Annotated in this window: 10 protein-coding genes; 8 read left to right on the top strand and 2 right to left on the bottom strand. The window is 67.7% G+C overall.

Annotated features, from left to right (window positions below; translation table 11 throughout):
* Nucleotides 1–415: 415 nt before the first annotated feature.
* Both ACIBQ1_RS14125 and ACIBQ1_RS14120 read left to right on the top strand, forming a co-directional pair.
* A complete protein-coding gene (locus ACIBQ1_RS14125; RefSeq protein WP_397277391.1) occupies nucleotides 416–661 on the top strand; it encodes a hypothetical protein in 246 nt (81 codons plus the stop codon).
* Complete coding sequence (locus tag ACIBQ1_RS14120; protein WP_397277389.1) at nucleotides 645–1,598, top strand: alpha/beta hydrolase family protein; 954 nt, start codon at nucleotides 645–647, stop codon at nucleotides 1,596–1,598. The genes ACIBQ1_RS14125 and ACIBQ1_RS14120 overlap by 17 nt, the downstream gene beginning before the upstream one ends.
* A gap of 139 nt (nucleotides 1,599–1,737) precedes the next feature.
* Here the strand turns inward: ACIBQ1_RS14120 and ACIBQ1_RS14115 are convergent, their stop codons facing one another.
* A complete protein-coding gene (locus ACIBQ1_RS14115) occupies nucleotides 1,738–2,376 on the bottom strand; it encodes a DUF4132 domain-containing protein (RefSeq protein ID WP_397277677.1) in 639 nt (212 codons plus the stop codon).
* Between the two features lie 429 nt (nucleotides 2,377–2,805).
* Between ACIBQ1_RS14115 and ACIBQ1_RS14110 the strand changes: the two genes are divergently transcribed.
* From ACIBQ1_RS14110 to ACIBQ1_RS14090, 5 genes are all read left to right on the top strand, one after another.
* The gene (locus tag ACIBQ1_RS14110) at nucleotides 2,806–4,455 is read left to right on the top strand and encodes a YncE family protein (protein ID WP_397277387.1); all 1,650 of its coding nucleotides are present in this window, start codon (nucleotides 2,806–2,808) and stop codon (nucleotides 4,453–4,455) included.
* 374 nt (nucleotides 4,456–4,829) lie between these two features.
* A complete protein-coding gene (locus ACIBQ1_RS14105; protein ID WP_397277385.1) occupies nucleotides 4,830–5,192 on the top strand; it encodes a pirin family protein in 363 nt (120 codons plus the stop codon).
* Nucleotides 5,193–5,201: 9 nt separating this feature from the next.
* Nucleotides 5,202–5,534 carry a pirin-like C-terminal cupin domain-containing protein gene (locus ACIBQ1_RS14100; protein WP_397277384.1) on the top strand — a complete coding sequence of 111 codons (333 nt, stop codon included), beginning with the start codon at nucleotides 5,202–5,204 and terminating at the stop codon, nucleotides 5,532–5,534.
* A gap of 58 nt (nucleotides 5,535–5,592) precedes the next feature.
* Nucleotides 5,593–6,096 (top strand): hypothetical protein, encoded by a 504-nt coding sequence (locus tag ACIBQ1_RS14095; RefSeq protein ID WP_397277383.1) that lies wholly within the window; start codon nucleotides 5,593–5,595, stop codon nucleotides 6,094–6,096.
* 91 nt (nucleotides 6,097–6,187) lie between these two features.
* On the top strand, nucleotides 6,188–9,154 hold the full coding sequence (locus ACIBQ1_RS14090) for a M48 family metalloprotease (RefSeq protein WP_397277381.1): 2,967 nt from the start codon (nucleotides 6,188–6,190) through the stop codon (nucleotides 9,152–9,154).
* A gap of 1,209 nt (nucleotides 9,155–10,363) precedes the next feature.
* Here ACIBQ1_RS14090 and ACIBQ1_RS14085 read toward each other — a convergent pair.
* Nucleotides 10,364–11,398 carry an RNA-binding protein gene (locus ACIBQ1_RS14085; protein ID WP_397277379.1) on the bottom strand — a complete coding sequence of 345 codons (1,035 nt, stop codon included), beginning with the start codon at nucleotides 11,396–11,398 and terminating at the stop codon, nucleotides 10,364–10,366.
* A 454-nt stretch (nucleotides 11,399–11,852) separates the two neighbouring features.
* Between ACIBQ1_RS14085 and ACIBQ1_RS14080 the strand changes: the two genes are divergently transcribed.
* Nucleotides 11,853–12,524 (top strand): Crp/Fnr family transcriptional regulator, encoded by a 672-nt coding sequence (locus ACIBQ1_RS14080; RefSeq protein ID WP_397277675.1) that lies wholly within the window; start codon nucleotides 11,853–11,855, stop codon nucleotides 12,522–12,524.
* Nucleotides 12,525–12,578 lie beyond the last annotated feature (54 nt).

Here is a 12,578-nt window from a genome sequence, read left to right as displayed (position 1 = left end):
TTGCACCCCTATCCGGAGCCGGGTGCGCAGGTTCGAATCTTGCAGGGGGCACTCTGTGATGTCTCAGGACATCGGAAACCCTCGAACCTACGGGTTCGGGGGTTTCGTCGTTTTGGGGTTTGCCTGGGGTTGGTAGTTGCGGGTGGGGTCGATGGTCAGCTCGCGCAAGAGCTCTCCGGTACCGGCGTCGACGACGCGGAAGTGCAGGTCAGCGACTAGCAGAATGACGTGGGTTCGGGCGTGGGTTCGTCCCACGCCGATGTGGTGGAGTCGGCCGTCCAGACGCAAGGTGACCACACCGGGGAGGTCGATGCGGTCGTGGCGTATCCGAGTGTGGGTGTCGGTGTCGCGGTTGCCGGCAGGCAGGGCCTTGGGCAGGGCGCTGTAGGCGGCCGGGGCGAGGTAACTCTACGTTATGCCCACCGGCGGCGGCGAGCCGCGGAAGGTGACCGACGAGCCGTACGGCGTCAGCGAGCCGGTGTGGAGCCCCGACTCGCGGCGGCTGGCCCTCGTCGGGCGCGTGCCCGAGGAGGGCCGGTACGGCGAGAACAAGCCGGAGAAGGAACGGTCGCGCCGCATCACCGGCTTCAAGTACCGGCGGGACAACCTGGGCTTCTTCCTCGACCGGCGCGCTGCTGGCGTTCGTGGCCGCCTGCCATGACGAGCGCGGCAGCACGCTCACCGACGGCGTCGCCCATGCCGTCGATGTCACCGTCGTGGCCGTCGCCGACGCCCATACCTCCGGCCCGGCGAACTGGTCGCCCTCCGCTAGGATAAGGAGATTCCCCTCACCTCCTTCGGCCCCGGCCTCGACGTACTCCCGTCGAGGAGGTCACCGGCACGGCCCCGGATGGCTACCCGTGCACGGCTGGATCGTCCGCCCTGCCGGCGAGGGGCCGCACCCCGTGCTGCTCATGATCCACGGTGGCCCCTTCGCGCAGTACGGCTGGCACGTCTTCGACGAGGCTCAGATCTACACCTCGGCCGGTTACGCGGTCGTCATGGGCAACCCGTGCGGCTCCTCCGGCTCCGGCCTGGCGCACGGCCGGCACATCTTCGGCGACGTCGGCCACCTGTCGGCCCTCGACCTGCTGTCGCTGTTCGACGCCGCCCTGGCCACCGGCGGCCTGGACGCCTCCCGCGCCGGAGTGCTCGGCGGCTCGCACGGCGGCTTCATGGCCACGTGGATGGCTGCTCACCACGGCCACCGGTTCAAGGCGGCGATCAGCGAGCGCGCGGTCAACGCGATCGACAGTTTCCACTGGAGTAGTGACATCGGGTGGTCGTTCGCGCGTGACCTGTACGGCGAAGACCCGGCGCGCTGGGTGGAGCAGAGCCCCCTCACGCACGCTGACAAGATTGACAAGCCATTTATGATCATCCACTCGGAGCACGACTGGCGGTGCCCGGTGGAGCAGGCGCAGCGGTTGTTCGTCAAGCTTCAGTTGCGGGGGGTGGAGACGGAGCTGCTGCTGTTCCCGGGGGAGGGGCATGAGTTGTCCCGCTCGGGGCTTCCCAGCCATCGGGTGGCCCGCTTCGACGCCATCCTCGACTGGTGGGGGCGGCACCTGTCGGGGTTGCCGCGTCGGACGGAGTGACTCCGCGGCTTGATCACGTACGAGAGACGTACAGACACCGGCACATACCAAACGTTTCCGCAGGTCGGAAGCATGAATCCGTCCGGTCTCCGGAGCCGGGTGCGTAGGTTCGAATCCTACAGGGGGCACACGATCTTGATCAGCGGTTTTGGCCGCTGACCAGGGCATGCATCGCAGGTACGGGCGGGCCTCCAGTCCCATGGAGTCCCGCCCGTTCCCGTTGAAGCTCGCTGGGTGTGGGCCAGCTGTGGGCCGCCACCACAGCACTCAGTCGAGCGAGGCAGCCCAAGCAGACATGCATTCGGGGCCGGCCCGGCCCCCACCGTCGGGCCAAGCGGACCTTCGCATGACGCGCCGTTCGGTCCGCGGCGGGATGCGGCAGTGACCGTGACGTAATGGTCGGTCGCGTATGCCCGCCTAGCCAGGCTTGACGGTATGGCAGCCCAGCGGCGGGGCAAGAGGCGCGGTGACCCAGTACTCCAGTGACACTTCGGGATCTTGAAGGGTCGGGGTCACATGGCTCGGGGTCATGGCCCTCCCGCCCGCGATGGACCCGGCGGCTCACCTGCTCAATGCCCTGAACGGCGTCATGCTCCGCCAGCAGCCGGCGCCACGGCCTCGGGGCGTCCAGCAGGAGGGGGTGCGCCGGAGTCACCAGGGCGCCGGGTGGCGACTCGCACGGGACGCCGTCTGCCGTCCTGACGCTCACCCGCCCGTCCTCGGACACCTCCTCCAGCAGCTCGGCCCGCCCCTCTACGCGGACCACCAGGTGCCGCAGGCAGGCCCGCCATCAGGGGTTGGGCCACACCCGGCGAGGAGCCCAGCAGCCCGTTCAGCATCCATGACTCTACGGTGGCGCGGCACTCCTTCTCGTGCCCGTCCAGGTGCTCAAGCAGCGCCGCGAACTGCTCACCGACCCGGTTGGACCGCACGGCCCTGGGCACGGACCCCAGCAGTTGGCCGCCGGCCTTCCGGCAGCGCAGAGTCATCCCGTCCAGCGCCAGCTCGTGGCCACGGACGGCGCGGACCCACGTGAGGGGAATCGTCATGGCGACGACTATGTCAGCGGGCACCGACAATCGTCCCGGTCTCGAACGCCGGAGGGTGCTTGATCACGGTTTGGTGTCGCGCGACCGGATGATCTTGACGTGGGAGCACCCATGAGACGTTATTAGAACGCATGTTCACATCCCGGCAGGAGGCTCTCGTGTCCCCATCCCTGCTTCGCCGATTAGCCGCTTACTGCGGCGCCGCCGGCCTGATCACCGGCCTGCTCACCGTCACGGCCCCCGCCGCCTCGGCGGCCGGCACCACCACCGACCTCGGGGTCACTGACTCCTACACTGCCGACCTAGCCGTCGGCGGCGGCCGGGTGTTCGTTCCCGCCAGCGACCGCATCATCGTGGCCGACACTGACGGAAACCTCACCGGCGGCGTCGTCACCGGCCTGCCCGGCGTCCAAGAGCTGGCCGTGAACGCGGACGGCACCCGCCTGTACGCGGCTCTCACCGGCTCGAACGAGGTCGCCGAGATCGACACCGCGAGCCTCGCCGTCACCCGCCGGATCGACCTGTCGGCCCACCCCTGCCCGTCCACCCTGGCGTTGCTGGGCGAGCGGTTGTGGGTGGGGCACGGATGCGACAACGGCCCCGGCGGCGTCGTCGGCCTGGATCTGAGCGCGGCCACACCGGCGCCCGTGGCGGTCGGGGGCGAGCACCTGCGGCCTCCCGTGCTCGCGGCCTCCGGCGACACGCTCGTGGTCGGCCAGACCGCCCTGCACCACGCCGACATGCTGGTCTACGACCTCGGCGACGGCGCCCCCGCGCTGCGCGGCACGATCGACGGCGAGGAGTGGCGCATCGACTCCCTGCGCGACCTCACCCTGAGCTCCGACGGCGGCACCCTGTTCAGCGCGGCCGACACCCCCGGTCACTTCACCAGGTACGACACCAGGACCCTGGCGGCGACCGGCACCTACGGCGACGGCTGGGACGGGTACCCGTCCGCCGTGGCGCTCGGCTCGGACGGCGCGTACGTCGCAGCCGGACGCCAGTGGGGCAGCACCGACCTCACCCTCTACGACGCCGCGACGGGCGCGGAGCTGTTCGCGGCCGACCAGCCGGACGCCGAACTGCTCCCGGACGGCGTCGCGTTCTCCGGCACGGACGTCTTCGCGCTGCTGCGCAGCTCCACGGACCGGCTGCTGCTGTGGCGGGTGACGGGCGTCGCGCTACCGGCCACCAAGCTCACGGTGACAGCCCCCGCGGACGCGTACGCTGGCTCGCCGATCACCGTCGAGGGGCGGCTCACCCGCGCCGACGGCGAGGCGCTCGGGCTCAAGCCGCTCACGGTGATCCAGTACCTGCCCGGCTGGACGAAACTGCCGATCACCGGCGTGACGACGCGGCAGGACGGCACGTTCACCTTCCAGGACACGCCCGTCTTCGAGCTGCCGCCGTACGTCGGCGAGGTGATCTACTGGGTATTCTGGGACGGCGACGACGGCCACCGCCGCAGCAGCGCCTCCGTCACCGTGACGGTCAAGCGCGAAGCCACGCTCACCCTGACAGGGCCACAGTCCGGCGTCGCCGGCACGGCCATGGAGCTGAGCGGCGTCCTGACGTCGGGCGGCAGGCCGCCCTCTCCGGGGTCCACGCTCACCGTGCAGCGCACCCTGTACGTCAAGGGCACCAGCGGTAAGACCGTCAAGCTCCCGCCGGTGAGGGTGAACGCCGACGGCACGTACACGTTCACCGACACGCCCGCCAACGCCGGCAGGTACAGCTACCTCGCGAGCTATGCGGGGGACGGCGGGACCGGACCGGCCCAGGCCACCCATCAGATCATCGTCAAGTGACCCGATGACCGGTGCCCGGCCGCCGCCGGGCCGGCCACCTCGGCCGGGATCTGGTGGTAACTCACCAGGCCCCGCCGACGTGTTCCAGGAGCCAGGGGACGTACGCCAGGTACGCCTGGATCAGGAGCGCCAGCACGTCCGCCGAACGCGGTCGCCAGCCGTCGCTCATCGGCTTCCTTCCCGTGCGCGGATTCACGCTCGTAGCGCTGGGCGGAGGGCCGGGTAGGTCCCCGCCGTACCAGGGCTCGCCCCCAGGGCCGCCGGTGCCGACGAGTCCGGGGACGGTCCGCTCGGCTGACTAGAACACGCGCAGGCCAGCGACGATGCGGGTGCCGCCGCATCCGCACACCGAACTGCAGACGGTGAGCTGACTGATGGCGGAAGAGGTGCTGCACCGCGACAGCCTCGGCACGCCTGAGGAGATCAGGCCGGGGCAGCTCAACCTCATGACCGCAGGGCGCGGCATCTCGCATTATGAGGAGTCGCCGCACACCCCTGCACGGGGTGCAGCTCTGGGTGGCCTGTCCGACGGGCACCGGCAGACCGGTCCGGGCTTCGAGCACCAAGCGTCGCTGCCGGTCCTCTCTGGTCCCGGCTTCGAGGCGGCCGTGATCATGAGTCACTGGGCTGGGTGGTCTCGCCCGCCACCACGTACAGCCCGCTGGAGGAGGCCGAGATCTCGGTGGACGGCGCCTGCGAGGCGCCGCTCGATCCGGGCTTCGAGCACGGGCTGCTGATGCTCGACGGTGAAGTGGCGGAGGTGGCGGGGGTCGCTGGCGTACCTGCCGCCGGGGCGCGAACGGCTGTGGCTGTCGGGGCGGGGGCAGGGGCTGCTCATCGGTGGGGAGCCGTTCGGCGAGGAGATCGTCATGTGGTGGAACTTCGTCGGCCGCTCCCACAACGAGATCGTCGCGTTCCGCAAGGTGTGGATGGAGGGCGAGGGCTTCGGTCACGTCGAAGGCTTCGCAGGCGGCCCACTCCCCGCCCCCTCTCCGGCATCCGGCTCAAACCCCGTGGCGGCACCCGCTGATGTTCCCAAGTCGCGGCCTTCGGCAGATCGGCGAACTCCCCCGCTGTGATCTCCGTGGCTGACTACACTTGCGCGGATCAAAGCCATTTGGGTGAAGAGGGGGCCTGTTGAGTATCAAGTCCACTCATCACGAGCAAGGCGGCAGCCGGAGCCAGCGGCTTTTCGACATCGTCCGTGACGTGGTGGAGGACGTCGCACCTCACGAGCTGCCGCTCCTCGCCGGACTGCAGCGGCTAGACGACGCGGAGATCAGCGTCCGGCTCACCCGCTCGGCCAAGCGCGACGACCCCCTCGGCTTCGGGATGGGCGAGATCGTCGTCCTGGTGACTCCAATTGTCTGGGCCGTCCTGCAGCGAGCCGCCGACCGGGTGACGGACTCGGCGCTGGACGGGCTCCAGTCGCGCGCCGCCAAGCTCGTGCGCAGGCTGCTGCGCCGGCCGGAGCCCGCAGCACTGCTCCCCGGGTTCAATCCAGAGGCTCTGCGGGAGATCTGGGAGAACATTGTGGAGAAGGCCACGGAGTCCGGTATGGAGCGGCCCCAGGCCGAGCAACTCGCGAACAGCGTCGTCAGCCGTCTCGTCATGGGCGGCCTCGGTGACGGGGAGGCATGAGCGCTCCGCCGCCCCGGCCCCGCCGGAGAGGTCGAAGCTCGATGAGAGGGTGCTGAGCGCCGGTACCAATCGGCGCTTCGTCCTTCTACTGGTGCTGTTCGTCGCTGAGAGCGTGGGCACGGCACACGACTTCGCCCAGCGTCTCACCGAGCTCTTCGGCGGTCATGTCTCCTTCACCTGGATTCCCTATGTCGCGCCGCCGGCTCTGATCGCCGCGGCCCTCCAGGTGTACAGGAGACTGCCGAGCTGGAAGGCGCGGCGAACCGGCGTCATCCCGGTGCAGGAGATCGCCGACGGCGGCCGGCTCCAACACGAACTCGACCGTCTCGTCGCATGCGCTGCACTCAAAGTCACACCCGAGTTCGTCTACGCCCCCGGAGCGGGGTCCGCCGGTGCCGTCGTCTACGGCACCGACCGCCGGCCGATCGTCTGCCTCAACGGCGGTCTCATCGCCTCCGCCACGACCGCCCCCTCCCGGTTCCGGGCCGTCGTCCTGCATGAGTTCGCCCATATCCACAACCGCGATGTCGGCATCACTTACGCGACCATCGCCATGTGGCGAGTCGTGCTGATCGCCGCCCTGATTCCCGACGCCGCCATGATCCTCGCCACCTCGCTGACCGGTTCCCTGGCTGTCGGGCCCCATGCGCTGATCCAGGATGTCCTCATCATCGTGATGGTCTATCTGACCCGCGCCGACATTCTGCGCACCCGTGAGATCTACGCCGACCGTACGGCGGTGCATCTGTGGCGGGTGAACCGTGCCGACCTTCTCTCCGGCGTCCGGCTGCTGCAGCCGGACGAGAGCCTGCGTACGCACGCCATATCCGCCTTCGCAGAGATCTGGCGGACCCATCCGTCCTGGCGACTTCGCAGGCGGGCGCTGACCACCCCCGACGGGCTGTTCGTCCAGCGGACCTTTCCGCTGTTCATCACCGGCTTGGCCGCCTACATCGCGTCGGCCCAGCTGACTTCGCAGTTCGGGTTGGCCGAGATCTCGCCGCCCTCGGCTCATGATCTGATGATCTGGCCGCTCGGATCCCCGCGGCCCTGGCTAGACATGGCGCAGCAGTTGTTGATCTCGGGGCTGATCACGGCCGTGGGGGGCGTTGTGCTCTGGCGCGCCATCGTCCACGCGGTCCAGACCGGCCGCCGGATTCCCTCAGGCTGGCGGGCGGGCATCTGGCTGGGCCTCGGGCTGGTACTGGGCGAGCTGACGAACGGCAGGCTCGCGGAAGGGCGGCTGCTCCCCGCCCATCCCGAAGCCCTTCTGATCCTCATCGCCGTGATCGCACTGCTCATGGCCTGGACCGCGCAGCTCGCGGAACTGCGCATCAGGACCTACCGGGGCGAGGATCTGAACGTCGCCATGAACGTCGGCCTGCTGGCGCCAGGCCTCGTGCTCGCGTTCGTGCTGCTCTGGTGGACCCAGGAGGCTTGGGTAACCGGCTGGCACTTCTCCCCCGGCGAGGCGCTCCGCGAGGCCGAGCTCCCTTCCGCGACCGCGCCTCAGCTCCTGCGGCTGGTCGCGGCGCTGATTGCCGTGCCCGGCAGTGACATGAGTTTCATGGGACTCTGGTGGTCTGTGCCGCTGCTGTGGCTCTTTCCACTTCAGCTGTGGCTCTCGCGGCTGCCGCGTACGGGGCCGAGCCGGCTGCCGCAGGTGGCACCAAAGTGGCTCGTACGGGTGAGCCGTGCGGCCGCCCACCGGTGGGAGCGCTCAGAGGAATGGGCGAACACGCAGCTCAACAAGGAGCTCGGAAAGCTGCCGCTCGTGCCCTTCTTCGCTCTGCTCATGTCCATCGTCGTTCTGTTCGCGGTGCTGTGGGGATTCTTCTCCCTCGTGACGGCGGGACCTTCGGGGCATTTCGTCCTTGCCATACTGCCCTGGCTCGTGATCCTGCTGTTCTGGCGGAGGGCTCGCCGCAACGCGACCCGATCCTGGCTGGAGCGGGCACAGCCAGGATCGGCACCACCAATCATGAACGTTCCTGAACTGCGCCGATTTGTCCGCATCGGCATCATTGGCGGACTGGTCTGCTGCCTGGGTCTGCTGGCCGAGCCTCTGGCCACCCGTTCCGCACGCGGGTCCGGCGACTGGCAGGTCGACAGCATCGTCAGCCTAGGCTGGATCATCGTGTCGTGCTTCGCCGTGATGCTCGTGGTGGCGATCGTTGCCGGGGTGACGGCCCGTGGCGGCTACCCCTTGATCACTGCTCTCATCACCTCGGGCATCACGTGCACGATCGGCCTGCTCGGCCAGGCGATCAGGGGCACCCTCGACGGCTGTCTGGGACCGCTGAACAGCCTGGCGACGACGTGCGCCTGGGAGCCTGCCCGTTACATGCCCTTGGTCGAGTACTCACTCGGCTTCTTGATGGGCCCAGGGCTGCTGTTCTGCGCCCTCGGCGCGGCACTGTCCCAGTCGATTGCCCGACTGCTCAGCCGGCGCGCCCCCTTGCCCGCCCCGGGCGCCGGTCAGTTGGCCAGGCACATGCCGGGCGTGGGCTTCCTCAACACGATCGCCGTGGCCGTCGTCGTCGGCGCCACCACGTACCAGACGATCGTCATGGACGCTCCACTGCCCCGGCGGGATCTGCTGATCCAGTACACGATCTCCCCAACCGGTCCCATCCGGTCAGGGATCTCCCCGATGGCCAACTGGCTGCGCCACGTGGGCACGACCTTGCGGGAGTACAGCGCCGCCCTCCAACTGCTGGCGGATGTCGCCCAGCCGTACGCGTCCAGCCCGCAGGAGGACGTCTCCTCGCGAACGAAGCGCCTCGCACCCGCCTGCGCCAAGCTCACCGGCATCGTGGCAGATGCCAGAGAAGAGGCCCGGCTGCTCAGCCCGTCCGTGAACGACGAGCTCGACCAGGCGTGGTCCCGGTACATCAGCGGAGTCGAGAACACCATGCTCCGCTGCCTGGATGCCGAGCAGGCAGAGACGGAGACCGAGCTCTCGGCTGCCTTCGAAGAGCTGTTCGTCGTGGTAATGAAGACGGCGGAGGCCGCAAAGGAGCTCGGCAAGCACATCCCCAGGACGGACTCATCATGATATGGCGACGTCCTCGGGACGTGCGATCAGGCGGCATCGACCCCTGCCCACCAAGGCGATGGACAAGGGCATCAGAAACGGACGGCCTTCACTGCAGGGGTCTGTAGTGGGGAGCTCCACTTCTGACGTAGCCAGTAGGCGAAGCGTCAGGCACAGTCGGGATCGGTGGGTCGGAGGCTGGCGCCACGTGACGCCCGACATCGACCCCGACTTTCCCCGACGAGCCACCGGCGGCGCTCGTCCAGCTTCCGGAGTGGGCGCCTGCCAGTCCGACGGACGACGAGATTTGGCTCCGGGCCGGTGCGGTGAACGTGCCAGCGGAGCTGTGGTCACTCGAGGATATCTACGGTGTCACTGGCGGGTGGCTGCTGGTCGAAGGATTTCTGGAGCATACGGGACTCCCGTCCTCACCCCGAGCTCTGTGATCTTCATCGAGCGGGTAGAACTCACGGGTAACGTAATCAGCGAGGTCTGCGCCGTAACGGATGATGTCCGCTCCCCATACCGACTGGACCTGACTCCCGTATGTGCCAGAACCGCCAGGTAGAAAGCGGTGCGCATAGAGCGGGATGAGCACCGGCGCCCTCGCCAGCCCTTGCTCTGCGATTCGCAGTGCCTCCGTCTTATCCTCGGGCCGGGCTCCCCATGATGTCAGCCAGGCACCGCCTCTCACATCACGCAAGACCTCGCGAACAGGCCACTCCAGATGGAGACGAAGCTCCTCCTCGTCGCCGTCGCGCCAGTCCGGCCAAGCCCGTTCCCACGTCGCCCCCTCCTCCGGCCGAGCGGAGTTGATCGGGAGTCCAGCGGCGAGGAAGGCACGATGATCGTCAGCGAACTCGATGCCATGCTCTCTCTCGATCCAGGTGAACTCCCTGTCGGTCAAACCCGGTCTGACCTCACAGGTACCAGACAACGCCAGGCGCCGAGCGGCTTCACGACCGAGACGAACCGCATCTGGATGCAACACGCCGCCCACCATACAGAGCTACAGTTGCGGACTACGGCGCAGTAAATCGACGTTGGCAGGGGCTCTACTGTGCGTGATCGTGGGCCGCCACCGGTGGGCCACAATCAACTTGATCAAGTGTCATTCAAGCATCATGCCTGGTCAAGGGCGTTTCTGTTGGCGAAGCTGCAATCCTCTCCGGAGCCAGCCCCGGACATCCGATCTGCCTAAGCTGACTACACCTCTATGGGTGGTGAGCGTTAGGGCATCCATCGTGCGCGGAGTACGCCATCGGGGTCGGGCATCACGGCGGCCATCAGCGGGGTACGTTCGTCGTCGTAGCAGGAAAGAATCAGCACCGCGTGGGCTTCAGCCAGCATGGCGGGCAGTGCCGGATATTCAGTTTCGTCGACGGTCAGGCTGGTGATGTGCCCCTGAGGGTTCTGCCAGACGATCTCAACGAGGCCGTCGTCGGGAAGTTCGGCAAGGGCTGCGTCCACGTTTGTCGATAGGTCGGGCCAAATCAGTAGCCTGGCCCGCGGGGCGAGCCGGCTCCGTATCGGGGCAACCCCATCAAGGGTGATGCGGTGCCAGCGTGAGGCGTTGGAGAGATAGCCCTCCTCAAGCAACACCGCGCCTCGCCTGCTAATGAGAGCATTCAGCTCGGCCCAGAATGCGTCATCAGCGGGGCGTCGCCGTACAGAATCGTCTTCATCGAGTTGCGGGTCGTACGGTGACTGGTTGATCGGTTCGGCGAAGAGTCCACGCCGGTGCGTTAGCGCCACCGCGCGCGGGCACGGTAGCGCGCTGCCGACATAGACGTACTGGTCGTAACCTACGTGGACGAAGAACTGGTCCTCGGCCTCCAAACGGCACCAGGCACCGTTGTCGCGCAGCATCGCCCGGACCAACTCCAGGGCGACGGATATCGGCACCTGCGCGCCGTCGTGGTAACCCGTCAGGTCGGGTGGGAACAATCCGGCCAGGCCATGACCGTCGATCGGAGGCTCTACGCCGAAGTTCACGAAGCCGGTTACCCCGGGTTCCCGAATCGTGAGGTGGGTGATGCCGGTCTCTTCAGCGAAAGCGGCCACAGAAGCTAGGTAAGCCTCTTCGACTGCGCCGTGGTCGCTGTACACGTCCTCGGGACCGACGTAGTGGCCGGCTCCATTGCGGTCAGCCGGGTCGTAGTTCGTGACGCGGTAGACGCGGATTCCCAGGTCAGTTCGGTCATCTACGGGATGAACCTGAGGTGATGATGCCGGTGAGCCAGGACTGGCCATGGGAACGTTCACCGTTCCCATTCTGGCGGAGCCTGCTGACGACGTCTGCTTGTCGGGGCCCCACGGCTCTCCTCTGGAGAGGGGGACAACCCTGCCCATGGACCCATCGTGGACCGAAGAGGTTCCGACTACGGGCTGCCAGGATGTTTTCGCAGGTCAACCGAGCAAGGCTAGGTATTTCTGCAATCCTCTCCGGAGTCTGGTGCGTAGGTCCGAATCCTGCAGGGGGAACGCGATCTTGACTGGCGGTTCTAGTCGCCGACCAGGACGAACACCGTACAAAAGGGGCGGGCCTTTCCCGGAGTCCCGCCTACTCGCTGACGCTCGCAGGTGGATTCCCGTGCAAAGGCTCCACCGATCCGCGAACGTATTACTCCCTTGCCGAGACAACCCGGCTGGCATATGTGTGAGACATCGCCTGCTGGAGGAAACTTTGGCACCCAACCGATGGCCGACCGGCACCTTCATGCACCGTTTGACGGACGAGCTGCGCTCGGAGCTCCTGGGGCTCGGGACCTTGCGCTCGTTCCCACCCGGGCACGTGCTGATCAGCCAGGGAGATCGCGGCACATCGGTTTGGATCCTGTTGGACGCGCTGGTCAAGGTGACCGGAGGCGTTGAGAACGGTGTGGAGGCGACCCTGGCGATTCGGGTGTCGGGTGACATCGTGGGTGATATGGCCGCTATGGATGGGTCGCCGCGGTCGGCGAGCGTGACCACCTGCGGGCGCGCTGTCTGCCAACAGGTCAGGGGCCCGGTGTTTCGCGCTTTCGTGGCCCGGCGCCCGGCCGCGGCGCTGGCGCTGACGCAGGTCGTGGCCGAGCGGCTGCGTTGGGCCAATCAACGGCGTCTCGACTTCGCCGGGTATGAGACGAAGATCTGCCTGGCACGCGTGCTGATCGCGCTGATCTCGCGGCACGGCCGCGCCACGGATGACGGAATGAGCATAGGCATCCCGCTCACGAGAGCCGAGCTGGGCATGCTGGTGGGCGCCAAGGAGATCACGACGCAGAAGGCGCTGCGCGAACTGGCCGCGGAGGGGGTCATCCGACGAGGGCACCGCGACGTGGTGGTGAAGGACCTGGCAGGGCTGACTGCGCTCGCCGACCTCCCGTTATTAACCAAGCCATATTTCTAAGGCTTCTCTCGGCTGGCCGTGCCTCACCGTTGAGCTCATCCGCTCATTGGAGAT

This window comes from Nonomuraea sp. NPDC050153 (assembly GCF_044460125.1).
Taxonomy (GTDB): Bacteria; Actinomycetota; Actinomycetes; order Streptosporangiales; family Streptosporangiaceae; genus Nonomuraea.
Note: the sequence above shows the minus strand (reverse complement) of the source record. Positions and strands in the feature narration are given on the sequence as shown.

Coding starts and splice junctions, on each gene's coding strand:
- ACIBQ1_RS14125 (WP_397277391.1), top strand. CDS start 416: ATGCCCACCGGCGGCGGCGAGCCGCGGAAGGTGACCGACGAGCCGTAC.
- ACIBQ1_RS14080 (WP_397277675.1), top strand. CDS start 11,853: ATGCACCGTTTGACGGACGAGCTGCGCTCGGAGCTCCTGGGGCTCGGG.
- ACIBQ1_RS14105 (WP_397277385.1), top strand. CDS start 4,830: ATGGCGGAAGAGGTGCTGCACCGCGACAGCCTCGGCACGCCTGAGGAG.